Below are 22,603 nucleotides of genomic sequence, written 5' to 3' on the forward strand. Positions count from 1 at the left end.
TTATTGACACTTCTTTATAATTCCTATAATATTAGTAGGAAAAGAGAGGTACCTTATGATTTATTTAGACTATGCAGCCAATATACCAATAGAAAAAGAAGTACTTGATACGTATTATCAAGCAACCATGAAATATTTTGCTAATCCTAATGCAAGTCATACACTAGGATTACAAGCAAAAGAAGTTATTGATCAAACAACAAAGCACATTGCTGAACAATTACATGTCTTACCTGAAGAAATCATTTATACATCAGGAGCGAGTGAAGCCAATAACCTTGCAATCAAAGGTATTTTAGAAAGATATAAACATCGAGGTAAACATGTTTTAATTTCACCTTTAGAACATAATTCAATTTTATCAAGTCTTACAAAAATGCAAGAAAATGGTTTTATTGTTGAAATGATTCCTTTAAAAGAAGATGGACAAGTCAATGTTGAAAAAATGAAATCAATGATTCAAGAAGATACGATTTTAGTAAGTGTTTGTAGTGTGGATAGTGAACTTGGAATTAGACAACTGATTGAAGAAATTGGAGAAGTTTTAAAAGATTATAAATATTGTTTTTTTCATAGTGATGCTTCTCAAGCAATTGGTAAAGTAGCTATTGATTATCAAAATGTTGATTTGGTTACTATTGCACCTCATAAGTTTTATGGTATGTTAGGAACTGGTATGTTAATTAAAAAGAAAAAAGTTGGTTTAAAAACACAAATTGATGGGGGAAAGTCAACAACTGTTTTTAGAAGTGGAACGCCTGAACTGGCACATATTGTATCGATTGAAAAAGCTTTAGAGATTGCTCTTTCAAAACAACAAGAACGAGAAACTTATGTAAAATCGATCAATCATCAAATGCTTGAACCATTAAAACAATATGATCAAGTATTAATAAATCGTACAAAATATTCTTTACCTCATGTTATTAATATTTCCTTAAAAGGAATGAAAGCTACAAAATTTGCACAAATGCTCGATCAACAAGGTATCTATATTTCTACTAAAACTTCATGTTGTCCTGTAGAAACACCTTCTAAAATGGTTTATGCGCTTTATCAAGATCGTCAAAGAGCGATGTCTTCTTTTAGAATTAGTTTATCGCATTTAACAACAGAAAAAGAAGTTCAAGATTTTCTAAAAATCTTTGATCAATGTTACAAGGAGTGCTTTGAAAATGGAAAAATATAAAGAAATAGAAAGAAGTATCATAAAAACATATCGTAAAGAAATTTGGTCTAAATTTATAAAAGCTGTTAAAAATTATCAACTTATCCAAGAAAATGATAAAATTATGGTTTGTATTAGTGGTGGAAAAGATTCTTTTTTAATGGCTAAGTGTATTCAAGAATTACAAAGATATGGGCGTGTTCCTTTTGAAGCTCATTATGTTGTGATGGATCCAGGATATAACAGTTATAATCGTGATTTTATTGAAGATAATGCAGATTTATTGAATGTACCTATTGAAATCTTTGAAAGTAATATTTTTGATGTGGTTTCAACAGTTGATAAAAGTCCATGTTATTTATGTGCAAAGATGAGAAGGGGCTATCTTTATAGTAAAGCACAAGAGTTAGGATGTAATAAAATTGCTTTAGGACATCACTTTGATGATGTGATTGAAACAACACTTCTTTCGATGTTTTATGGTTCTGAAATCAAAACGATGATGCCTAAATTACATAGTGAAAACTTTGAGGGATTAGAGCTTATTCGCCCTTTATATTTAGTAAAAGAAGAAAGTATTATTTCTTGGCGTAAACATAATGATTTGACTTTTATCAATTGTGCATGTCGTTTTACTGAAGGATGTTCTTTAATTAATGATGGAACAAGTAAAAGAAAAGAAGTCAAAGAACTCATTAAAACAATGAAACAAGTAAACCCAAATGTTGATCAAAATATTTTTAAAGCTTTAGATAATGTTAATTTAGATTGTATTTTAGGAACGAAAAAGGATAAAGCTTATCATAGCTTTTTAGAGGATTATGAAAAATAAAGAAATTATAAAAAAAGCTTTTGAAAAATCGATACCTATTCTGTGTAGTTATCTTTTTGTATCGATTGCTTATGGAGTGATGATGAACGAAGCGGGCTTTGCTTGGCATGTAGCATTACTTGTGAGTTTTTTGATTTATACGGGTGCTTTTCAATTTCTTTTGATTACTTTATTAAGTGGGGGAACTTCTTTACTTACAATTGGTGTTACAGCTCTTTTAATGAATAGCCGACAACTTTTTTATAGTTTATCTTTTATAGATGTTTTTAATAAAATGAAGCAAAAATGGTATATGATTTTTACCATGACTGATGAAACTTATGCGGTTAATTGTAATCTAGAAGATCAAGATAAAGAACAAGTTATGTTTTATGTCGCACTTTTTTCAAGGTGTTATTGGCTTATTGGAACTGTTTTAGGAGCGGTACTTGGTAATTTGATTCCGTTTGATTTAACAGGAATTGATTTTTGTATGACAGCCTTGTTTATTATTATTTTTATGGATCAATTAGAGAAAAATAAAGATCATTTTCCTGCTGTTGTAGGAATTGTTATCGCTATTATTTGTTTGATTGTTTTTGGCAGTCAAAACTTTATGTTACCTTCATTGATTATTTCTTCAATGATTTTACTTGTTAAACAAGGAGGAACATTTTATGAATAGTTATGTACTTTCAGCAATTATTCTTTCTGCTTTAATTACTTTTTTATTAAGAGCTTTTCCTTTTCTTTTATTTAAAGAAAAAGAACTTCCTAAATGGTTAGAAAAACTAGAAAAGCATTTACCAATGACTATTATGGCAGTTCTTATTGTTTATTGTCTAAAAGATTTAAAAATGCAATTAACAACTCTTTTTATTCCTTATCTTTTAGCGTGTTTAACTGTCGTGTTTACTTATAAATGGAAGAATAATACTTTTTTAAGTATTATTTTATCAACTCTTGTTTACATGATTTTTATCCGTCTATAGTTTGTTAAAAATATCACAAGCTATAGATTTTTTATTTTGGTAGTGCTATAATTATATTAACACTTAAAAATTGTATTTAAGGAGGAAATATAAATGGGATTTTTAACAGGTAAAACAGCAATTATTACAGGAGCAGGACGTGCTGTCTTAGAAGATGGAAGCTGTGGTTCTATTGGTTATGGAATTGCGACAGCTTATGCTAAAGAAGGAGCTAATCTTGTCATTACAGGACGTAATGTTAAAAAATTAGAAGCTGCTAAAGAAGAATTAGAAAGATTATATGGTATCAAAGTTTTAACAGTTCAAGCAGATGTCAATGCTGGTGCTGATAATGAAGCCGTTGTTAACAATGTTGTTAAACAAGCAATGGATACTTATGGAAGAATCGATGTTTTGATCAATAATGCGCAAGCATCAGCATCAGGAGTAACATTAGCTGATCATACAACAGAACAATTTGATCTAGCAATGTATTCAGGACTCTATGCAGCCTTCTATTATATGAAAGCATGTTATCCATATTTAAAAGAAACAAAAGGATCAGTTGTCAACTTTGCTTCTGGAGCAGGATTATTTGGAAACTATGGACAATGTTCATATGCTGCTGCCAAAGAAGGAATCCGTGGATTAACACGTGTAGCTGCTAATGAATGGGCAAAAGATGGAATCAATGTCAATGTGGTATGTCCTTTAGCTTGGACGGCACAATTAGAACAATTTGAAAAAGCATATCCAGAAGCCTTCAAAGCAAATGTTAAAACACCACCAATGGGACATTTTGGAAATAATGAATTAGAAATTGGACGTGTCTGTGTACAACTTGCTAATCCTGATTTTAAATATATGACAGGAGAAACACTTACATTAGAAGGTGGACTTGGTTTAAGACCTTAATCATTAATCACTCTTAGGAGTGATTTTTTTTATGTATTCTTTTATAATGAATATATAGGAAAGAAGGAATGGTTATGAAGTATGCATTAATTAATGGAAAAATTTTAAATGGTCATCAGGATATGGAAGTAGAAACAGGGAAAGCAATTTTTATTGAAAATGAAAAAATTGTGGCTATTGAACCTTATCGTAATTTAGATAAATCTTATCAAATTATTGATTTACAAGGAAAATATATTTTGCCAGGACTGATCAATATGCATGTCCATCTTGCCGGAAATGGGAAACCACAAAAGAAACAAAAAGATAATGAAAAGACAGTTAAAATGTTGATGTCTACAGCTTTATCTAGAAAAATAACTTATAAGGTTGTTTCTAATTTTGCTAAAACAGAACTATTAAGTGGTGTTACAACGATTCGTACTGTAGGCGGTATTTCTCATTTTGATTCAAAATTAAGAGATGAAATTTTAAGTGGAAAAGTTGTAGGACCAAGAATTGTTGCTAGTAATGAAGGAATTTCTGTACCTCATGGCCATATGGCAGGTTCGGTCGCAATTGCAGCTTCTACGATTGATGAAGCACTTGCTTTAGTTGATAAGGCTAAAAATGAAAAAGTAGACTTAATTAAGTTAATGATTACAGGCGGTGTTTTAGATGCTAAAGAAAAAGGTGTTCCTGGGGAACTTAAGATGGCTCCAGAAATGGTTAAAGCAGTATGTGACAAAGCGCATTCTTTAGGTTATAAAGTGGCAGCTCATGTTGAATCACCTGAAGGAGTAAAAGTAGCTTTAGAAAATGGTGTTGATTCGATTGAACATGGAGCAAAATTAGATGATGAAATGATTGCTTTATTTAAAGAAAAGAAGGCTTTTTTATGTACGACGATTTCACCAGCACTTCCGTTTGCGTTGTTTGATCCAAGTATTTCCAATGTTTCAGAAATAGAAAAATACAATGGTGAACTCGTTTTCAATGGTATTATTGATTGTGCAAAGCAAGCATTAGAAAATGATATACCTGTTGTTTTAGGAAATGATGTAGGATGTCCATGGGTAAGTCAATATGACTTCTGGCGAGAACTTTACTACTTTCATAAATACATTGGAGTTTCTAATCAGTTTGCACTTTATAGCGCAACATCATTGGCTGCTAAATACGCAGGTTTAGAAGAAATAACAGGAAGTATTGATGTTGGTAAGGATGCAGATATGATCGTTGTAAGTGAAAATCCTTTAGATGATTTAAAAGCTTTAAGATATGTTGAAAAAGTATTTACACGTGGTAAATTAATTGATTATCCAAAGGTAAAAATCAATAAAACAGTAGAAACAGAATTAGATAAGTATTTATAAGGAGTTAGTTATGAACAGAAAATTTTTCTTTTTTGACATTGATGGAACATTAGCAGTAGGAACACCAGGAAGACAATACATTCCTGAATCAACAAAAAAAGCAATTCGCATGTTAAAAGAACAAGGACACTTTGTAGCTATTGCGACAGGAAGAAGCTATGCTATGGCTGTAGATCATATGAAAGAACTTGGCTTTGAAAATATGGTCAGTGATGGTGGCAATGGAATTACCATTAATAATGAATTAATTACGATTAAGCCCCTTGATTATCAAAAATGTTTAAATCTTATAAATGAATGTAAAGAAAAGAACTTTATTTGGGCTATATCACCTGATAATAAAACAAGAAGATTAGCACCTGATTCTCGCTTCTATGATTTTACTCATGATGTTTATATGGATACTGAAGTTGTAGAAGGACTTGATCCTAGAAATTATGAACAAATTTATAAAGTTTATGTGGCGTGTTTTGCTTCTGAAGAACAAAAGCTTGAAACTTTAAAAGAACTTCCTTGGTGTCGTTTTCATAAAGAATATTTATTTGTGGAACCAGGAGATAAATCAGTTGGTATTAAAATGATGGTTGACCATTTTAACGGTGACTATAAAGATGTGGTTGTTTTTGGTGATGAAAAAAATGATTTAAGCATGTTTAGAGATGAATGGACAAGTATTGCGATGGGAAATGCTATCGATGAATTAAAAGAAAAAGCGACTTATGTAACAACACCATGTGATCAAGATGGTATTTATAATGCGTGTGTTCATTTTGGTTGGATAAAAGAAAATGATTAAAAGTAATAAAATGACGGAGTGAACACCACTCCGTATTTTTTAATCATAGAAAATTGTTGACTCTCCCCTTAGGGGACAATTCATAATTTGAAAGAGAAAAGGAGAATCAAATCATGTTAAAAATCGGAGAATTTTCAAAGTTGTCTCATTTAACAATCAAAGCACTTCGTTTTTATGAAAAAAGAGGTCTTTTGATTCCGCGAAAAGTAGATGAACAAACAGGGTATCGTTTTTATGAAACAAGTCAACTAAAAGAGGCAGCACGAATTAAGTCGTATCGTCAATTAGGGCTAACAATTGAAGAAATACAAGCAATTAATCAAGGTACTAATCTAAAGGAAGTACTTATTTCTAAATCAAAAGTATTAGAAAGTCAAAAGGAAGAAATTGAAAGCCGTCTTTTGATGATTCATCATCTTTTGGATGATAATGAAATACAATATCAAGTAATAGAAAAAATGATATCTGAAACAATTGTCTATTATAGTGAAGTAAAAGTAAAAAGTTATTCGGATATGATGAAAATTATTCCAAGCTTAAAAAAAGAATGCAAGGAATTGAATCCACATGTAAAATGTACAAAGCCACCATATGAATTTTGTGAATATTTGGATAATGAACATAAAGAAAGTGATATTTGGATCCGACATAATGAAGCAGTGGAATGTATGGGCGAAGAAAGTACACGAATTATGTTTAAAAAGATACCAGAAACAAAGGTATTAAGTATCTTTTATAAAGGAGCTTATGATGAAATTGGTGTGGCGTATAGTTTTCTTATGAAATATGTAGAGGATAATGGTTATCAAGTATCGGGACGATCAAGAGAATGTTATATTGATGGTATTTGGAATAAAGAATCAGTTGATGAGTGGCTTACAGAAATTCAAATACCTATTGTTTAGGAGAAAAGAAAGATGATTTTTGATTTAAAAAAAGAATATAAAGAATATTATAGGCCTAAAAATAAACCGGAAATTATTAATATACCTTCATTCAATTATATCGCAGTAAGAGGAAAAGGCAATCCTAATGAAGAAGATGGAAGTTATCAACAAGCCATTCAGGTACTTTATGCAGTGGCGTATACTTTAAAAATGAGTTATAAAACAGATTATCAAATTAAAGGCTTTTACCAATATGTTGTACCGCCACTTGAAGGTTTTTGGTGGCAAGAAAATGTAGAAAATATTGATTATTTACATAAAGAAAATTTTAACTGGATTTCAGTCATAAGACTTCCTGACTTTATTACAAAAAAAGATTTTGATTGGGCAGTAAAAAGAGCATCTATTAAAAAGAAGATAGATTGTTCAAAAGCGGAATTTTTTACCTTTGAAGAAGGATTATGTGTGCAAATGATGCATCAAGGATCTTTTGATGATGAAATAAATACAGTGGAAATAATGAATCAATTTCTTCAAGAAAAGGGTTATCAAAATGATTTTAGTAAATCAAGATTGCATCATGAAATTTATTTATCAGATGCAAGAAAAATTGCTCCGGAAAAATGGAAAACAGTGATTCGTCATCCAATATGTAAAATTAATAAAAAATAATGAATTAATGAAGGAAAATAATGTTTGACATTGTTATAAATATATAGTATGATGACAAGGCAGTAAATGAATAGCAGCACATAGAGGATTAAAAAATGCGTTAATATCAAATGATTGCAAAGTACCTGGCTGCAATGGGAAATGCTTAATATTAACACTTATTAATTGATCTATGCAATGTTATTGCTTTATGCAAATAAAACAATATACGGAGGAAAATTTATGGCACGTTATACAGGACCACAATGGAAAATCTCTCGTCGTTTAGGATTCTCAATCTTAGAAAACGGGAAAGAATTAAACAGAAGAGCTTATGCTCCAGGTCAACATGGACAAAAAAGAAAAAAACAAACTGAATATGGATTACAATTAGCAGAAAAACAAAAAGTAAGACATATGTATGGAGTTAATGAAAAACAATTCCACAACACATTTAATCAAGCAGGTAAAATGGAAGGTATCCATGGTTACAACTTCTTATGCTTATTAGAAAGAAGATTAGACAATGTTGTTTATAGATTAGGTTTTGCTTCTACAAGAAGACAAGCTAGACAATTAGTAAACCATGGTCATTTCTTAGTAAATGGTGTTAAAACTGATATCCCATCATACAGAGTAAATGTTGGAGATGTTATCGAAGTAAGAGAAAGATCATTAAATTTAGCAGTTATTAAAGAAGCTTTAGAAAACAAAGTTGCAACTCCAGCTTTCGTTGAAGTTGATACTAATAAATTAACTGGTAAATTAACTCGTTTACCTGAAAGATCTGAATTAAACTCAGAAATCAATGAATCATTAATCGTTGAATACTACAACAGACTTGGTTAATAAGAAAAACAGCTTTTATAGCTGTTTTTTTGTATATAAAGGAGAATTTATGAACGCAAAGCTCATTATTTATCGTAAGGAAAAGATTCAAAATTATGAATCATTAAAACAATTATGTTTGTTGATGAACATTGAAATAATTTTATTGAATGAACAGATGACACAAAATAAAGTTAAAGATATTTTAAATAAAAAGATTAAAAAAACAAAAAAGAATAATTTAGAAGCAGCGGTTGTTGTTTTTTCAAACGTTGCATCTTTACAAATGGATCAAATATTATCAAAATTAAAAAATAATTCAACACTTTGTTTAAAAGCTGTTGTAACAGCAACAAATTATAATTGGACATTTGAAAAGTTAGTTTTACATTTACTAGAAGAATATCAAAAAAATAAATAAATCGTGTAGAATAGAGGTAGTAATTTTGGTATAATAGTAAAAGAATAATAAGGAGGTTTTTATGAACGAAAGTAGAATTTGTATTGCTCTTGATTTTAAGACAAAAAGTGATGTTGAAAACTTCTTAAAACAATTTGAGGGAGAAAGTCTTTATGTAAAAGTAGGGATGGAATTGTTTTATGGAGAAGGAATTGAAATCATTAAAATGATTAAAGAAATGGGACATAAAATCTTTTTAGATTTAAAATTACATGATATTCCAAATACTGTAAAAAGTGCCATGAGACAACTTGCTAAGTTAGATGTCGATATGGTCAATGTTCATGCTTCAGGTGGTATTGAAATGATGAAAGCTGCTATTGAAGGATTAGAAGAAGGCAAAACAAGTGGTAAAAGACCATTATGTATTGCTGTAACATGCTTAACATCTTTAGATCAAGATGTTTTAGATAATCAGTTACTTATTCATGAACCATTAGAAAATGTTGTATTAAAATGGGCTGAAAATGCAAAAGCTGCAGGATTAGATGGGGTTGTATGTTCACCATTAGAATCAAAAATCATTCATGATCATTTAGGAAAAGAATTTTTGACAGTTACACCAGGAATCCGTCTTGCAAGTGATAATGTCAATGATCAAAAACGTGTAACAACACCAGCTATGGCAAAAGAACTTACTTCAAGCTATATTGTTGTTGGTAGAACAATTACAGGAAGTCAAGATCCTTTGGCGACATATAAAAAAGTTTATCAAGATTTTCAAGGAGAATAGAAATGAAAAAAATTATTGCTAAAGATTTATTAGATATTAAAGCTGTCTTTTTAAGACCAAATGAACCATTTACTTGGGCAAGTGGTATTAAATCACCAATTTATTGTGATAATCGTTTAACTTTATCTTATCCAAAAGTAAGAAAAGATGTTGAACAAGGACTTGCTCAACTTGTAAAAGATAATTTCCCAGAAGCAGAATGTTTAATGGGAACAGCTACTGCTGGGATTGCACATGCTGCTTTAGCTGCTGATATTTTAGATTTACCAATGGGGTATGTTCGTGGAGGAGCTAAATCTCATGGACGTAATAACCGTATTGAAGGTGTTGTTAAAGAAGGAATGAAAGTTGTTGTTGTTGAAGATTTAATTTCAACTGGTGGTTCTTCTTTAGAATGTGTTGAAGCTTTAAGAGAGGCTGGATGTGAAGTTTTAGGATTAATTGCTATCTTTACTTATGGTTTAGATAAAGCAACAGTTAATTTTGAAAATGCACATTGTCCATTTGTGACTTTATCAAATTATGATACTTTAATTGAAGTAGCAAAAGAACATGACTATATTAAACATGAAGATATGGAAAAATTAAAAGCTTGGAAAGTTGATCCAAGTGATGAATCATGGATGAATAAATAAGTATTTTTAGGGAATGATGGTTATTTAAAGCCATTGTTCCTTTTTTTTGTTTTTATTTGCAAAAAATAGTGGTATGATGTAAAAGTAATAGTAGGTTTACTTTTTGGAGGTAAGTATGTTTAAAAGTATTCGATATGTATTAAAAGAAAACTTTACAAATTTGTATCGTATATATTGTATTTCAAAATATGAATTGCTTTCTGATATGCGAGATTCAAGATTAGGTGTTTTTTGGAATTTTGCTAATCCAGCAATTCAAATTATGACGTATTATTTTGTGTTTGGTTTAATTATGAATAGAAAGGCTGTAGGAAAGATTCCTTTTATTCAATGGATGTTATGTGGGATGGTGGTATGGTTTTTTATTAGTCCATGTATTACTAATGGTGCCAATGCCATTTATGCTAAACGTAATGTCATTACAAAAATGAAATTTCCGGTATCCGTTTTACCAGCTACAGTTGTTGGAAAAGAATTGTTTAATCATTTTTGTTTGATGGCTATCTTAGTTGTCTTTTTGCTTACACAAGGGATCATGCCTTCACTTTATTGGCTTGAACTTATTTATTATCTTTTTGCAGCAATTTGTTTAACAATTTCACTTGCGATGATTACATCTGTTTTAAATATGTTAGCTCGTGATACAAGAAAGCTTATTTTAGCGTGTATGCGTTTATTACTTTATTTAACACCAATTTTATGGCCAATTTCACGTTTACACAAATATGGGTGGCAAATGACAGTAAGATATATTATGAAAGCTAATCCAATTTATTATGTTGTATGTGGTTATAGAGATTGTTTCTTATATCATCATGGAATCTTATTTTATTGGAAACAAATGCTTTTCTTTTGGGTGTTTGTCATTGTGATTTTTACAATTGGTAGTATGATGATGTATAAATTTAAACATAAATTTATTGATATGATTTAGGTGGTAATAATGGAAGATTATGCAATTAAATTTGAACATGTTTCAAAAATATATAAATTAAAAAAGAAAAATGATGGTAAATCAAAAAGCTCAGTTACACAAAGATTCTATGCTTTAAATGATATTACTTTTACAATTCCTAAAGGAGAAGTTGTAGGAATTTTAGGAACAAATGGTTCGGGTAAATCAACATTATCATTGATTTTAGCAGGTATTTCACAAATTGATGAGGGTACAATGGATATCAATGGAGAACAAGCTTTAATTGCAATCAATACAGGATTGGATATGCAACTTACAGGGCTTGAAAATATTAATGTTAAAGGAGCATTGCTTGGACTTTCTAGAAAAAGAATTCAAGAAATTACGGAAGGTGTTATTGAATTTGCTGAAATTGGTGATTTCTTATATCAACCCGTTAAGAAATATTCAAGTGGGATGAAATCAAGATTAGGTTTTTCAATTTCACTTTATTTAAATCCTGATATCATCATTGTCGATGAAGCTTTATCGGTTGGGGATAAAGGATTTGCTCAAAAGTGCTTAGACAAAATGAATGAACTTAAAGATCAAGGAAAAACAATTATCTTTATTTCTCACTCTTTGCCACAAGTAAGAGGATTCTGTCAAAAGGCTATGTGGATTGAAGGTGGACGTTTAAAAGAATATGGTGACGTTGAAGAAGTATGCGATGAGTATGCCGAATATGTTGATTTTTATAATAGTTTAAAGAAAAAAGAAAAGAAAAAATTAAATGATGAAAAATTTGAAAGTCGAATTGTTCAAAATCCTAAAATTGGTTTTTGGGAAAAATTATTAGATAAAATGAAGAGATAGGAGAAATAGGATGAAGAAAGTTATCACATATGGAACTTTTGATTTGTTTCATGTTGGTCATTTAAATATTTTAAGACGTGCTAAAGAATTAGGAGATTATTTGATTGTAGCAGTCAGCAGTGATGCTTTTAATGCCCAAAAAGGTAAGAAAGCTTATCATAGTGATCAAGATCGTATGGCTATTTTAAAAGCTATTAAATATGTAGATGAAGTTATTTTAGAAGAATCATGGGATCAAAAAATAAAAGATGTTCAAGAACATGATGTTGATGTTTTTGTTATGGGTGATGATTGGAAAGGCCAATTTGATTTCTTAAAAGATTATTGTGAAGTAGTTTATTTACCTCGTACAGAAGGTATTTCTACAACTAAAATCAAAGATGATTTAAAAGATAAATTATAATAAAGGAGAGTTGTATGAAAATTAGTGTGATTGTCCCTTATGAAGGATATTATCAATATTTAAAAGATTGTTTAGAAAGTTTAAGTGAACAAGAAAATGTTGAAATTGAAACATTATTAGTGGGAAGTCAAGATGACCAAAAATTTCAACAATTAGTAGACACATATAAAGATAAAATATCTTTGAATGTTATTCCTTGTTCAATAGAAGAAGGTGTTGCTAAAAAAAGAAATCTTGGTTTAGAAAATGCAACAGGAGATTATATTTATTTCATTGATAGTGATGATTATATTATGCCTCAAACATTATCTTGTTTGCTTCAAGATGCTATGCAAAAAGATTTAGATTTAGTTGTTGGTAGAAGATGGATCACATGGTTTAAAAAACAAGTTTTTGAAACCATGGGTGATGAAAAAAATGAAGAATTAAATTTGAAGGATAAAGATGATGATCGTAATCATAAATTCTTAGAAAAAGATTATTCTGACATAGATGATAGTGATGAACAAAGAAGAATTGATTTATTAATTAGAGCGAAAAAAGGGATTCGAAATATTTCAGTTTTAAATATTTTAATTAAACGTAGTTTAATTGAAGAAAATCATTTACGTTTTAATGAAGATTTCATTTATTATAGTGATTTACCTTTTGTAGAAGGACTTGTTATGTATGGTCATAAGATAAATTTCAATGACAAAACACTCTATGCAAAAAGAAAACATAATGATCCAATCAATACACCTGCCTTGTCGCAAATTAAAGATGAAACTAAATTTGATGAATTTATTAATGTCTATAAGTATGCTATTTCTTTAGTAGATAAAGAAAGTAGAATTCGTTATTATTTAGATTCTAAAATGATTAAATATTATAGTAATTTCTTTGCTAAGAAAATTAGACGATCTAAAGATGATTTTTGGAGAGATGAAAGATTTGATCAAATGTCTATTTTAATGCAGGATGTAAGAGATGATTTATTGAAAAATATGTCTCATTATCAAAGAAAAATGGTGAAACTTGCTAGAAATCATGATCTACAACAAACACAAAAAGTAATTGCTAAACATCTTGCTAAAAATAAGATGAAAAAGATATTAAAAAATAAAAATGAAATTAATAAGTATTTATATCGTCATAAATATATCAATGAACCAATTGAAGAAAATTGGATCATGTTTGAAACTTTTATGGGTAAAAGTTATGCGGATTCACCAAAGTATATTTATGAATATTTAGCTAAAAATTATCCAGGAAAATATAAATTTATTTGGGTTTTAAATGATCCTAAAGAAAAACTGCCTTATGAAGGAATCATTGTTAAAAGATTTACGAAGAAATATGCTTATTATTTAGCTAAATCTAAATATTTTGTTTTTAATATCAGACAACCTTTATGGTTTAGAAAAAGAGAAGGTCAAGTTTTCTTAGAAACATGGCATGGAACACCACTTAAACGTCTCGCTTTTGATCAAGAAGAGGTGACTGCAGCTTCTCCAACTTATAAATCTCAATTTTATCGTCAAAAACAAGAATGGGATTATTTAATTGCAGCTAATAAATTTTCAAGTGATATTTTCAAAAGTTGTTTTATGTATACCAATGGAACAATGTTAGAAATTGGATATCCTCGTAATGATTTATTGTATGCACCAAATAAAGATCAAATTGCATTAGATTTGAAAAAGAAGCTTCATATTCCATTAGATAAGAAAACAATTTTATATGCACCAACATGGAGAGATGATGAATACTATGGAAAAGGGCAATATAAATTTAAGTTAAAATTAGATTTAGAAATGATGAAAGAAGAGTTAGGAGATGAATATGTCATTCTACTTAGAACACATCATTATATTGCGGATGCGTTAGATGTTACAGGAGTTGAAGATTTTGCCTATAATCTATCTAAATATGATGATATTACTGAAATTTACTTAATTTCTGATATTTGTATTACAGATTATTCAAGTGTTTTCTTTGATTATGCTAATTTAAAAAGACCAATGTTATTCTATACTTATGATATAGATAAATATCGTGATGTTTTAAGAGGTTTTTATATTGATATGGAAAAAGAACTTCCTGGTCCACTAGTTTATTCGACTAAAGAAGTGATTGATCAAATTAAACATCTTGATGAAATGAATCAAAAATATGCTCAACGTTATGAAGTATTCTATGATAAATTCTGTTCTATTGATGATGGAAATGCCTCACAAAGAGCAGTTGAAGCAGTTTTTAAATAAGGGGGGGTTACCCCTTATTTTTATAAGGAGGTTTAAAATGCTTAGATTAATAAAAAATATCTTAGGTAAAACAATTAAGTTTATCTATCGAATGACTTATAAGTTAATACCAACTCATAAAAAAACAGTCTTGTTTATTGCCTTCCATGGTAGGGGGTATAGCGATAATCCTAGAGCTATTTATGAATATATGAGACAACAAGATCAATTTAAAGATTATCGTTTTATATGGGCTATTAAGCACCATAAAAAGAAAAACATTTCTATTGAAAATGCTAAAGTGATTGAATATTTTTCAATTCCTTATTTCTTTTATCTTGCAAGAAGTCAATATTGGATTGCAAATTGTAAATTACCAATGTATGTTTTAAAAAAGAAAAATCAAATATATTTACAAACATGGCATGGAACACCGCTTAAAAAATTGGCTTTTGATATAGAAGTTCCTGAAGGAACTACTTTTTATCGAAGTGGCATGAATGAAGAAATGATGCATGAAACATACGCACAAGATGTTAAAAAGTATAACTATATGATTTCTCCAAGTGCTTTTACAACTGAGGTTTTCCAAAGTGCTTTTAGAATTAATAGAGAAAGATTGATTGAAACTGGCTATCCGCGAAATGATTTTTTAACAAATTATACAGAAGAAGATGTTTTAAATATTAAGAAAAAATTAGGAATTCCTCTTGATAAAAAGGTACTTCTTTATGCACCAACGTGGAGAGATAATTCTTATATAACCAAAGGGTATACTTTTAAATTAGAAGTTCACTTTGATAAATGGCAAAAAATATTAGGGGATAAATATGTTATTGTATTTAAACCTCATTATTTAATTGTTAATGATTTTGATATTGATCAATATCAAGGATTTGTTTATTTTGTAGAAGCTAATGAAGATATTTCTAATTTATATATTATTGCAGATGCTTTAGTTACTGATTATTCAAGTGTTTTCTTTGATTATGCTATTTTAAAAAGACCTATTTATTTTTATATGTATGATTTGATTCATTATCGAGACGAATTAAGAGGTTTTTATTTAGATATTTATCATGATTTACCTGGAGATATTATTGAAGATGAAAATCAACTATTAGAAGAAATTAAAAAAGGTTACGATTATCAACGTTTAGATAAGTTTAATCAACGTTTTAATAATCATGAAGATGGTAAAGCTTCTAAACGAGTAGTTGATATTGTTTTTAAGTAGGTGCTAAGATGGGATTACAAAAATTAATATTAAATATTATTTTGGGATTTTTAAATATTTTTGTTAAGAGATTTAAAATAAAAGAAAATCAAGTTGCCTTTGTTTCTTTGGAATCTAAATATTTAGATTCTGATATGAAATTGATTTATGATGTTTTAAAACAAGATAAACAATTAAATCTCAAAAAAGTTGTTATTGAGTATGATCAACAAGGAATAAAACAAAACTTTTTATATATGCTTAATTGTATTCAACAGCTTTTTATAATTAATACATCAAAAGTGGTTATTATAAGAGATAATAATTATGTTGTTTCTACGTTTAAAAGAGAAGGAGTCAATGTGATACAAGTATGGCATGCTTGTGGTGCGATAAAAAAATTTGGGAATGCACTTGCTAGAAAATATCCAATTAAAAATTATGATTATGTGATAGCAAATAGCTCTTATTGGAAAAAACCGTATAGTGAAGCTTTTTCTGTTAAAGAAGAAAATGTGGTTGTTACTGGTATGCCAAGGGTAGATTGTTTATTTGATGATAATTATTTAAAAGTATCTAAAAATAAATTGTTAGCTAAGTATCCAATGCTGAAGGATAAAAAAATTATTTTATATGCTCCTACTTTTAGGGGAAATATTTACCAAGGTTTTTCAATGCTTCCATTTGATGGTGAAAAGTTAATAAATTCTTTTGATGAAAATACGTATCTCATTTATAAATTACATCCATTGTTAAAAAATATTTGTCTTCCGCAACACCCTCGTATTATTGATATGTTTAATGAAGATACACATGAATTGTTTGCTTTAAGTGATCTCTTGATTTCAGATTTTTCATCGATTGTTTTTGATTATTCTATTTTAAATAAAACAATGTATTTTTATGTTCCAGATTTAAATGATTATTTAAAAGATGTTGGATGTTATGTAAATATAGATTTATTTCCAGGAAAGATTTGTAAAAATATTGATGAGTTGATTCAAGGAATACAAAAGAATGAAGTGGGAAATTTAGAAGCTTTTAAAAATATATTTTTTGAATATCAAGATGGTAAAAATACAAAACGTGTTGTTGAATTGATTTATGATATATTAAAAAAGTCTCTTTAATTAGAGACTTTTTAAATACGCTGTAACTTCAGTTAAATCTTTTAAAATTTTAAATGTTTTTTCTTCATATTGTTTTTCTGGATATTTCATATCAGGAATGCAAATTACTTTGATGTTTGCATCATAGCTTGCTTGAATTCCTGCTTCACTATCTTCTAAAACAATAGCTTCATCAACATTAACGCCAAGTTTTTGACAAGATTTTAAGAAAACTTCAGGATTTGGTTTTCCTTTAGTAACTTCGTCACCACAAATAGAATCATCGAAGAATTCTGTAATTTTAGCTTGTGCTAAAATTTTATCTACACGATCACGATTACTTGAAGTAGCAACAATTGTTTTATAATTATTATCTTTTAAATAATGTAATAATTCAACAAGTCCTTTTTTTACAGGAACTCCTTCTGTTTCAAAACGTTCAGCCATTAATTGATGTACATCTTGAATCACGTTTTGAATAGGAAAATCATTTCCATAAACATCATAAAATCTTTGATAGATTCCTTTAATAGGTTTCCCTAATAATGTTTTATAAAATTCTTCATCCATTGTTAAATTCATATCTTTTAATCTTTCTTGATAACATTCAAAAGTAACACGTTCGCTATCAATCATTAAACCATCCATATCAAATATTATTGCTTTAATCATTTTAGTATCTCCTCTTTTTATTATTCGTGATATATCATAGCATAAATCAAGGTGTTAAAGAAGCGATTATCATAATTTGAAAAACGACTCATAAAATTCAATAGGAGGTTATTTTATGATTAGTAGGGGAGATATTTATTATGCTGATCTTTCACCGGTTATAGGAAGTGAACAGGGTGGAATAAGACCTGTTTTAGTATTACAAAATAATAAAGGAAATAAATTTTCAACAACTGTTATTGTTGCTCCGATTTCGTCAAAACTCACCAAAAATCCTATTCCCACGCATGTCATTATTCGTTGTGATTCTTTAGAAAAGAAATCTGTTATTTTACTTGAACAAATAAGGACGATTGACAAAGTTCGATTTCAAGAAAAATTAGGTACTTTAGATGATTATTTTATGAAGAAAGTCAATGAGGCTATTAAAACAAGTTTAGATTTAAAATAGTTTTCATCAAATATAATATTTGTTATAATGCCTTTATAGGATGGTGAAAGAAATGAATATATATGATATCAAAAATAAAGCAAATGAAGTATTAAGACAACCTAATCAGTTATTTAAGGTTATTTTATATGTTGGTATTATTCAAGCTTTGTTTTCGGCTTTATCAGGATTATTTGATGGCATTTTAGGAAGTATTATAAGTTTAATTTTAAGTATTTTAACAGTTACTTTGGGACATGGAATTATTGTAGCGTCTTTAAAGGTTGTTAATAATAATGGAAATTTAGTTGATGAAAAAGAAGATTCACTTGTAGGAATTAAACGATTTGGTCAACTTTTTCCAACATATTTTTTGTATAGAGTTGTTGTTGCCTTAGCGGGTATTGTTGTAGGGGTTATTGGAATGCTTTTGATGTATACAATGATTACAGATGCACAATTTTCAAATTTATCTCAACTTGTTTTAATGTATGTTAATAAATCAACGATTTCTCAAGATGAAATTGTTAATATTGTTGCTTCATTATCAAATGTGTTTTCATTTGTTTTTATACTCGTAATTATTATTTCGATTTTATCTGTTTATTTATCATTAACATTTGGATTATTTAACTACATTTTACAAAAATATAATTATACTGGATTAACAGCCTTAAAAGAATCCAGTCGCTTAATGAAAGGAAATAAATGGACTTTGTTTAAATTAGAATTTTCTTTCTTTGGATGGATGATTTTAGCTGGTTTGGTTTCAGGCGTTGTGGCAATGTTTGTAGAAACGATTATGCCTATTCCTTTTTTAGTAACATTTATAACAGGGGTTGTTTCTACTTTCTTTAGTGCTTATTTTTATGATGTAAAGCTTAATACATGTTTGGCTGTTTTCTATGAAGAATTAGATTATGCAGATAAAAATAGTGTTGAGCTATAGTTGAAGGGATGTTTATGATGACTGAAAGCTTTGCAGGAAAGATTAATGGAAAACAAAAAGCAATTGGATTTATTCTTTTGTTTCCGTTATATTTATATGTCATACCAAGGTTTGCTAATTTTGGTATTTATCTTTTATTAAAGTATACAAATATTACAAGAGATACGACAGTTTTAGGAATCTACTTAAATTTGATTTGTTCATTATTGAGTTTTGTTTTGGTTGTATGGCTTTTAAGAGATTTTTTGATAGATAATATAAAAAGATTTAAAGAACATTTTACAGATAATTTTGTTTATTCTATTACAATTGGTATTGTAATGATTTATGGAATTTCAATTGTTGCTAATATGATTATTAATTTTGTATTGGGTGGAGGGTCAAATGATTCTGCCAATCAATTATTATTTGAAGATTATCTAAATAATGGTGCCTTATTGATGGCTTTTCAATCGGTTATTTTAGCACCTATATTAGAAGAACTTTTATTTAGAGGACTTGTTTTTAGAAGCCTTAGAGATAAAAGTAAATGGTTAGCTATTTTTGCAAGTTCATTCTTATTTGGTTTTTTACACATTTATTCTGCTTTATTTTCTGGTGATCTATCGCAACTAATTTATTTGTTTTCCTATGGTGGAATGGGGTTTGCTTTTTCCTATGCTTATGAAAAAAGAAAAACAATTTGTGTACCTATTTTAATGCATATGATCAATAATTTGGTTGCTATTATATTATTAGTTTTTATGTAAAACTCCGTATAGGAGTTTTTTTATACTTTTATACCTTTTATTAGATAAGGCCATGTTTTTTTACCAACGATGCCATCTACTTTTAAATTTCTATTATTTTGAAATTTCTTAACAGCTTTTTCGGTATTGACACCAAAGATACCATCAATTTTTAAGTTGAATCCTACAAAGTTAAGGCGTTCTTGAATGAGTCTTGTAATTTTTCCTTGGGCATCTCTTTTAACAGTAGGATACGTGCGAAAACCTTGTTTTTTAATTTCTTGATTTAAACGTTGCAACCAAGTATCTTCTAAAACAATATGATTTGAAGAAATAATTGTAGAAAATGGAAAATGGGTTCCTGGGCAATCTGTAGAAGCAACATCTTTATGTCTTTTAATGCTAGAAAGGTGATATTTATTTTTTATATAAGAAACTAAATCAATTAAGGCATTGAGTTGTAAAGGATTCATTTCTTCTTTCATGAAATCTCCTTCAGCACAAATACCGATTGAATCATGATTTGCACCTTTAGCATGCGCCCCAATTGTATCTTCAGGTCTACCTTGATAAATCGTACCATCTTTTCTTACTAAGAAATGATATCCAATTCCACTCCAATCTTTTTTTAAATGCCACTGATGGATATCTTCTACACTACATGTTTTTGCTTGTGCATGATGCAAAATAATTCTATTTGTTTTATTTCTTTTGAACAATGGAGAAGCCCAGTTGTATTTTTTACGAATGATTTGCATAGTTCACCTCCCTATAGTACTTATATGCTTAAGATATAAGATGATATAGGTAAAATAAAAAATAGTTTATTAAAACTATTTTTGTACAAAGGTAATTACATCATTAGGTTGACAATCAAGAATCAAACATAATTTCTCAAGAGTGAGAGCTGTAATATTACTATTCTTTTTTAATCTGTCTAAAGTTTTATGATCAATACCACTTTTTAGAAGAACATATTGAGAAATCTGCTTTTCTTCCATTGTATGCCATAACGGTGAATAATCAATCATTGTTATGTCCTCCTTATATGTATAATTATATAGAATTATTCTTGCAAAAATATTGTGAATATATACACAATAACGTATAATATGATTTAGGTGATCAAAAATGGCAATGTATACTTTAAAAGGGATTGGTGAAATATCAACAGATGCTTTTGATGAAAAAATTACTTTAAGAAATCTATTACAACATTTTAGTTTTTATGATTTTATTATTGTAGATACAAAACAAAATATTCTTTTTCAATATAATTCAAATGATGATTGGTTTCATAATCTAATTAGTTTAAAGAAGTTTTATAATCAAGAAGTTATTACAATATATAAAAAAGAAAATCATTTTTATATTTCAATAGATTTTTAAGAAATTTAATGATTTTCCTTGATTTTAAAAATAGATTGTATTAGAATATCATTGTTATCTCTCCGTAGCTCAGTTGGTAGAGCATCTGACTCTTAATCAGAGGGTCCACGGTTCGAGACCGTGCGGGGAGACCAATTGATAAAATGGCTTAAACACTAGGTTTTACTAGAGGTTTGAGCTTTTTTTATATCTTGTTTTAGATACTTTATTTAAATGAATTAGAATGAGTTTAGATGGATTTGGTTGGTTTTTGCGTTGTCAAAAAGTTGTCAAAAAAACTACTCATTTGAGAGTAGTTTTTCATAAATGTTTTTTTTATTTAATTCTAATTTATTTTTTATAAAATCCTCTAATGGATTATTCTCTCTTAATGAAGTTTTATCTAAATGAATATATACTTGAGTGAGCATTTTACTATCAGCATGCCCCATATAATATTCAGCTTCTTTTAATCTTACACCAGAATAATAAAGTAGGGTGGCAAAGGTGTGTCTAAATGTGTAAGGGGTAAATCCATCTTCTTTAAATTCAATGTTTAGTTCCAATGCCTTCATTCTAATTTTATCTTTGATTTTCTTTATCAACCATTTGTAAGATTGACAAGAGAGGTATTCATCTTTCTTACTTGAAAGATTTGTAAATAGCTTATTAGTTTGTATACTTGATAAATAATATCTTACAAAAGGCAAAATATTAGCAAATAGAGGTATGTCTCTAACACTAGTATTGTTTTTAGTGAATTTTTGAAAAATTGCTTGATTTGAAACGTAGACAACAGTTTTATTGATTCTTACATATCCACTTGTTTGAGTAAGAAAAAAATCATCCTTAGTAAGTGCTCTTGTTTCTTCTGGACGAAGTCCGCAATACTTGCTCATGATTACAAACATTTTTTCACGATCATTAAATTCAGCAACTTCTGTTAAATAAAATTCTTCATCACTTAGAATTCTTTTTTCTTTTTTTTCAACTTTAGGTAATACAATTCTTCTACATGGATTTCTATTTATAATTTCATCATCAACAGCATTCTCCATTATTTGATTTAAAGTCATATAAGTTTTATTAGCAGTATTTGGTTTATCAATTAATTCGTTAATTACTTTTTGAATATGTGATTTTTTTATATCGGTCACTTTCATATAATCGATTAAAGTAAAATGATTTTTTAATATTGAATCGTAACTAGCAATACTTTTAGCGCTTATAGATGGCTTTTTATTATCAAACCAAACATATTTATAATCTTTAAAAAGGACGTCCTTTGAATGTAATGAAAGTCCTAATTCGTAATCTATTAATAATTGACGTTTATTTTTTTCTAATTCTGAGATTGTTTTTCCATAGACATAAAATCTTTTCTTATTCAAATAGATAGAAGTAGCATATCTGCCATCTTTTCTTTTTTTATATTTAGCCATAATTTATCATCCTTGTTCATTTATTTGTTGCTTTAAATCTATGAGCAAATATGATAGAATAAATTTGCTCATGAAGAAAA

At 28.5% G+C, this 22,603-nt stretch carries 27 protein-coding genes and 1 tRNA gene; 24 read left to right on the forward strand and 4 right to left on the reverse strand.

Annotated features, from left to right (window positions below):
* The first annotated feature begins 55 nt into the window (after window positions 1-55).
* The 19 genes from Fi14EGH31_RS05765 to Fi14EGH31_RS05855 all read left to right on the forward strand — a co-directional run bounded on the left by Fi14EGH31_RS05765 (window position 56) and on the right by Fi14EGH31_RS05855 (window position 16,955).
* Window positions 56-1,189, forward strand: a complete 1,134-nt coding sequence (locus Fi14EGH31_RS05765) for a cysteine desulfurase family protein (RefSeq protein WP_195946641.1) — start codon at window positions 56-58, stop codon at window positions 1,187-1,189.
* Entirely contained in the window at window positions 1,176-2,000 is an 825-nt protein-coding gene (locus Fi14EGH31_RS05770; protein WP_117782302.1) for a tRNA lysidine(34) synthetase, read from the forward strand. The genes Fi14EGH31_RS05765 and Fi14EGH31_RS05770 overlap by 14 nt, the downstream gene beginning before the upstream one ends.
* Entirely contained in the window at window positions 1,990-2,664 is a 675-nt protein-coding gene (locus Fi14EGH31_RS05775; RefSeq protein ID WP_200765233.1) for an AzlC family ABC transporter permease, read from the forward strand. The genes Fi14EGH31_RS05770 and Fi14EGH31_RS05775 overlap by 11 nt, the downstream gene beginning before the upstream one ends.
* Window positions 2,657-2,971 (forward strand): branched-chain amino acid transporter permease, encoded by a 315-nt coding sequence (locus Fi14EGH31_RS05780; protein ID WP_117782300.1) that lies wholly within the window; start codon window positions 2,657-2,659, stop codon window positions 2,969-2,971. Before Fi14EGH31_RS05775 ends, Fi14EGH31_RS05780 begins: the two co-directional genes overlap by 8 nt.
* 93 nt (window positions 2,972-3,064) lie before the next feature.
* Window positions 3,065-3,865 carry an SDR family NAD(P)-dependent oxidoreductase gene (locus Fi14EGH31_RS05785; protein ID WP_032091392.1) on the forward strand — a complete coding sequence of 267 codons (801 nt, stop codon included), beginning with the start codon at window positions 3,065-3,067 and terminating at the stop codon, window positions 3,863-3,865.
* Window positions 3,866-3,939: 74 nt separating this feature from the next.
* Window positions 3,940-5,220: an amidohydrolase family protein gene (locus Fi14EGH31_RS05790; protein WP_117782317.1), complete on the forward strand. Its 1,281-nt coding sequence runs from the start codon at window positions 3,940-3,942 to the stop codon at window positions 5,218-5,220.
* 10 nt (window positions 5,221-5,230) lie between these two features.
* Window positions 5,231-6,016: an HAD-IIB family hydrolase gene (locus Fi14EGH31_RS05795; RefSeq protein WP_200765234.1), complete on the forward strand. Its 786-nt coding sequence runs from the start codon at window positions 5,231-5,233 to the stop codon at window positions 6,014-6,016.
* Between the two features lie 113 nt (window positions 6,017-6,129).
* Window positions 6,130-6,921 (forward strand): MerR family transcriptional regulator, encoded by a 792-nt coding sequence (locus Fi14EGH31_RS05800; RefSeq protein WP_200765235.1) that lies wholly within the window; start codon window positions 6,130-6,132, stop codon window positions 6,919-6,921.
* A gap of 12 nt (window positions 6,922-6,933) precedes the next feature.
* A complete protein-coding gene (locus Fi14EGH31_RS05805) occupies window positions 6,934-7,575 on the forward strand; it encodes a GyrI-like domain-containing protein (RefSeq protein WP_117867762.1) in 642 nt (213 codons plus the stop codon).
* Between the two features lie 222 nt (window positions 7,576-7,797).
* Window positions 7,798-8,403, forward strand: a complete 606-nt coding sequence (gene rpsD / locus Fi14EGH31_RS05810; protein WP_022001159.1) for a 30S ribosomal protein S4 — start codon at window positions 7,798-7,800, stop codon at window positions 8,401-8,403.
* A 49-nt stretch (window positions 8,404-8,452) separates the two neighbouring features.
* Window positions 8,453-8,803: a DUF3783 domain-containing protein gene (locus tag Fi14EGH31_RS05815; RefSeq protein WP_022001158.1), complete on the forward strand. Its 351-nt coding sequence runs from the start codon at window positions 8,453-8,455 to the stop codon at window positions 8,801-8,803.
* A gap of 61 nt (window positions 8,804-8,864) precedes the next feature.
* Window positions 8,865-9,575: an orotidine-5'-phosphate decarboxylase gene (gene pyrF, locus Fi14EGH31_RS05820; protein WP_022001157.1), complete on the forward strand. Its 711-nt coding sequence runs from the start codon at window positions 8,865-8,867 to the stop codon at window positions 9,573-9,575.
* A 2-nt stretch (window positions 9,576-9,577) separates the two neighbouring features.
* The gene (gene pyrE / locus Fi14EGH31_RS05825; RefSeq protein ID WP_107029281.1) at window positions 9,578-10,210 is read left to right on the forward strand and encodes an orotate phosphoribosyltransferase; all 633 of its coding nucleotides are present in this window, start codon (window positions 9,578-9,580) and stop codon (window positions 10,208-10,210) included.
* Between the two features lie 115 nt (window positions 10,211-10,325).
* Window positions 10,326-11,144 carry an ABC transporter permease gene (locus tag Fi14EGH31_RS05830; protein ID WP_117782296.1) on the forward strand — a complete coding sequence of 273 codons (819 nt, stop codon included), beginning with the start codon at window positions 10,326-10,328 and terminating at the stop codon, window positions 11,142-11,144.
* Between the two features lie 9 nt (window positions 11,145-11,153).
* The gene (locus Fi14EGH31_RS05835) at window positions 11,154-11,981 is read left to right on the forward strand and encodes an ABC transporter ATP-binding protein (RefSeq protein WP_117782295.1); all 828 of its coding nucleotides are present in this window, start codon (window positions 11,154-11,156) and stop codon (window positions 11,979-11,981) included.
* A gap of 10 nt (window positions 11,982-11,991) precedes the next feature.
* The gene (gene tagD / locus Fi14EGH31_RS05840; protein WP_022001153.1) at window positions 11,992-12,384 is read left to right on the forward strand and encodes a glycerol-3-phosphate cytidylyltransferase; all 393 of its coding nucleotides are present in this window, start codon (window positions 11,992-11,994) and stop codon (window positions 12,382-12,384) included.
* A gap of 14 nt (window positions 12,385-12,398) precedes the next feature.
* On the forward strand, window positions 12,399-14,630 hold the full coding sequence (locus tag Fi14EGH31_RS05845) for a bifunctional glycosyltransferase family 2 protein/CDP-glycerol:glycerophosphate glycerophosphotransferase (protein WP_117872261.1): 2,232 nt from the start codon (window positions 12,399-12,401) through the stop codon (window positions 14,628-14,630).
* 37 nt (window positions 14,631-14,667) lie between these two features.
* A complete protein-coding gene (locus Fi14EGH31_RS05850; RefSeq protein WP_200765236.1) occupies window positions 14,668-15,846 on the forward strand; it encodes a CDP-glycerol glycerophosphotransferase family protein in 1,179 nt (392 codons plus the stop codon).
* Window positions 15,847-15,854: 8 nt separating this feature from the next.
* Window positions 15,855-16,955, forward strand: a complete 1,101-nt coding sequence (locus tag Fi14EGH31_RS05855) for a CDP-glycerol glycerophosphotransferase family protein (protein WP_117864850.1) — start codon at window positions 15,855-15,857, stop codon at window positions 16,953-16,955.
* On the opposite strand, the gene Fi14EGH31_RS05860 is transcribed toward Fi14EGH31_RS05855, so the two are convergent.
* Window positions 16,956-17,606: an HAD family hydrolase gene (locus Fi14EGH31_RS05860; protein ID WP_022001149.1), complete on the reverse strand. Its 651-nt coding sequence runs from the start codon at window positions 17,604-17,606 to the stop codon at window positions 16,956-16,958. It abuts the gene before it with no gap.
* A gap of 115 nt (window positions 17,607-17,721) precedes the next feature.
* Between Fi14EGH31_RS05860 and Fi14EGH31_RS05865 the strand changes: the two genes are divergently transcribed.
* From Fi14EGH31_RS05865 to Fi14EGH31_RS05875, 3 genes are read left to right on the forward strand one after another with little or no spacing between them, the layout of a single operon-like run.
* The gene (locus tag Fi14EGH31_RS05865; RefSeq protein WP_022001148.1) at window positions 17,722-18,057 is read left to right on the forward strand and encodes a type II toxin-antitoxin system PemK/MazF family toxin; all 336 of its coding nucleotides are present in this window, start codon (window positions 17,722-17,724) and stop codon (window positions 18,055-18,057) included.
* 52 nt (window positions 18,058-18,109) lie between these two features.
* On the forward strand, window positions 18,110-18,985 hold the full coding sequence (locus tag Fi14EGH31_RS05870; protein WP_200765237.1) for a DUF975 family protein: 876 nt from the start codon (window positions 18,110-18,112) through the stop codon (window positions 18,983-18,985).
* Window positions 18,986-18,999: 14 nt separating this feature from the next.
* On the forward strand, window positions 19,000-19,734 hold the full coding sequence (locus Fi14EGH31_RS05875; RefSeq protein ID WP_200765238.1) for a CPBP family intramembrane glutamic endopeptidase: 735 nt from the start codon (window positions 19,000-19,002) through the stop codon (window positions 19,732-19,734).
* Between the two features lie 20 nt (window positions 19,735-19,754).
* On the opposite strand, the gene Fi14EGH31_RS15330 is transcribed toward Fi14EGH31_RS05875, so the two are convergent.
* Together Fi14EGH31_RS15330 and Fi14EGH31_RS05885 are read right to left on the reverse strand one after the other, a co-directional pair.
* Window positions 19,755-20,471, reverse strand: a complete 717-nt coding sequence (locus Fi14EGH31_RS15330) for a peptidoglycan recognition protein family protein (protein WP_117575664.1) — start codon at window positions 20,469-20,471, stop codon at window positions 19,755-19,757.
* Between the two features lie 75 nt (window positions 20,472-20,546).
* On the reverse strand, window positions 20,547-20,744 hold the full coding sequence (locus tag Fi14EGH31_RS05885) for a helix-turn-helix domain-containing protein (RefSeq protein ID WP_022001144.1): 198 nt from the start codon (window positions 20,742-20,744) through the stop codon (window positions 20,547-20,549).
* A gap of 100 nt (window positions 20,745-20,844) precedes the next feature.
* Here Fi14EGH31_RS05885 and Fi14EGH31_RS05890 point away from each other — a divergent pair, with 100 nt between their 5' ends.
* Entirely contained in the window at window positions 20,845-21,102 is a 258-nt protein-coding gene (locus Fi14EGH31_RS05890; protein WP_022001143.1) for a hypothetical protein, read from the forward strand.
* Window positions 21,103-21,160: 58 nt separating this feature from the next.
* Window positions 21,161-21,236: transfer RNA gene (locus Fi14EGH31_RS05895), tRNA-Lys, on the forward strand.
* 144 nt (window positions 21,237-21,380) lie between these two features.
* Here the strand turns inward: Fi14EGH31_RS05895 and Fi14EGH31_RS05900 are convergent.
* A complete protein-coding gene (locus Fi14EGH31_RS05900; RefSeq protein WP_118470304.1) occupies window positions 21,381-22,523 on the reverse strand; it encodes a tyrosine-type recombinase/integrase in 1,143 nt (380 codons plus the stop codon).
* Window positions 22,524-22,603: the final 80 nt, after the last annotated feature.

The sequence above is a fragment of the Faecalibacillus intestinalis genome, assembly GCF_015097455.1.
GTDB lineage: Bacteria > Bacillota_I > Bacilli_A > Erysipelotrichales > Coprobacillaceae > Faecalibacillus > Faecalibacillus intestinalis.

Excerpts from the sequence above, each read along its gene's own strand:
- pyrF (WP_022001157.1), top strand. The coding sequence starts at position 8,865 with ATGAACGAAAGTAGAATTTGTATTGCTCTTGATTTTAAGACAAAAAGT.
- Fi14EGH31_RS05800 (WP_200765235.1), top strand. The coding sequence starts at position 6,130 with ATGTTAAAAATCGGAGAATTTTCAAAGTTGTCTCATTTAACAATCAAA.
- Fi14EGH31_RS05855 (WP_117864850.1), top strand. The coding sequence starts at position 15,855 with ATGGGATTACAAAAATTAATATTAAATATTATTTTGGGATTTTTAAAT.
- Fi14EGH31_RS05875 (WP_200765238.1), top strand. The coding sequence starts at position 19,000 with ATGATGACTGAAAGCTTTGCAGGAAAGATTAATGGAAAACAAAAAGCA.
- Fi14EGH31_RS05890 (WP_022001143.1), top strand. The coding sequence starts at position 20,845 with ATGGCAATGTATACTTTAAAAGGGATTGGTGAAATATCAACAGATGCT.
- Fi14EGH31_RS05860 (WP_022001149.1), bottom strand. The coding sequence starts at position 17,606 with ATGATTAAAGCAATAATATTTGATATGGATGGTTTAATGATTGATAGC.
- Fi14EGH31_RS05805 (WP_117867762.1), top strand. The coding sequence starts at position 6,934 with ATGATTTTTGATTTAAAAAAAGAATATAAAGAATATTATAGGCCTAAA.
- Fi14EGH31_RS05885 (WP_022001144.1), bottom strand. The coding sequence starts at position 20,744 with ATGATTGATTATTCACCGTTATGGCATACAATGGAAGAAAAGCAGATT.
- rpsD (WP_022001159.1), top strand. The coding sequence starts at position 7,798 with ATGGCACGTTATACAGGACCACAATGGAAAATCTCTCGTCGTTTAGGA.
- Fi14EGH31_RS05780 (WP_117782300.1), top strand. The coding sequence starts at position 2,657 with ATGAATAGTTATGTACTTTCAGCAATTATTCTTTCTGCTTTAATTACT.
- Fi14EGH31_RS05765 (WP_195946641.1), top strand. The coding sequence starts at position 56 with ATGATTTATTTAGACTATGCAGCCAATATACCAATAGAAAAAGAAGTA.
- Fi14EGH31_RS05770 (WP_117782302.1), top strand. The coding sequence starts at position 1,176 with ATGGAAAAATATAAAGAAATAGAAAGAAGTATCATAAAAACATATCGT.
- Fi14EGH31_RS05870 (WP_200765237.1), top strand. The coding sequence starts at position 18,110 with ATGAATATATATGATATCAAAAATAAAGCAAATGAAGTATTAAGACAA.
- Fi14EGH31_RS05865 (WP_022001148.1), top strand. The coding sequence starts at position 17,722 with ATGATTAGTAGGGGAGATATTTATTATGCTGATCTTTCACCGGTTATA.
- Fi14EGH31_RS05850 (WP_200765236.1), top strand. The coding sequence starts at position 14,668 with ATGCTTAGATTAATAAAAAATATCTTAGGTAAAACAATTAAGTTTATC.
- Fi14EGH31_RS05900 (WP_118470304.1), bottom strand. The coding sequence starts at position 22,523 with ATGGCTAAATATAAAAAAAGAAAAGATGGCAGATATGCTACTTCTATC.
- Fi14EGH31_RS05775 (WP_200765233.1), top strand. The coding sequence starts at position 1,990 with ATGAAAAATAAAGAAATTATAAAAAAAGCTTTTGAAAAATCGATACCT.
- Fi14EGH31_RS05785 (WP_032091392.1), top strand. The coding sequence starts at position 3,065 with ATGGGATTTTTAACAGGTAAAACAGCAATTATTACAGGAGCAGGACGT.
- Fi14EGH31_RS05815 (WP_022001158.1), top strand. The coding sequence starts at position 8,453 with ATGAACGCAAAGCTCATTATTTATCGTAAGGAAAAGATTCAAAATTAT.
- tagD (WP_022001153.1), top strand. The coding sequence starts at position 11,992 with ATGAAGAAAGTTATCACATATGGAACTTTTGATTTGTTTCATGTTGGT.
- Fi14EGH31_RS05790 (WP_117782317.1), top strand. The coding sequence starts at position 3,940 with ATGAAGTATGCATTAATTAATGGAAAAATTTTAAATGGTCATCAGGAT.
- pyrE (WP_107029281.1), top strand. The coding sequence starts at position 9,578 with ATGAAAAAAATTATTGCTAAAGATTTATTAGATATTAAAGCTGTCTTT.
- Fi14EGH31_RS05795 (WP_200765234.1), top strand. The coding sequence starts at position 5,231 with ATGAACAGAAAATTTTTCTTTTTTGACATTGATGGAACATTAGCAGTA.
- Fi14EGH31_RS15330 (WP_117575664.1), bottom strand. The coding sequence starts at position 20,471 with ATGCAAATCATTCGTAAAAAATACAACTGGGCTTCTCCATTGTTCAAA.
- Fi14EGH31_RS05835 (WP_117782295.1), top strand. The coding sequence starts at position 11,154 with ATGGAAGATTATGCAATTAAATTTGAACATGTTTCAAAAATATATAAA.
- Fi14EGH31_RS05830 (WP_117782296.1), top strand. The coding sequence starts at position 10,326 with ATGTTTAAAAGTATTCGATATGTATTAAAAGAAAACTTTACAAATTTG.
- Fi14EGH31_RS05845 (WP_117872261.1), top strand. The coding sequence starts at position 12,399 with ATGAAAATTAGTGTGATTGTCCCTTATGAAGGATATTATCAATATTTA.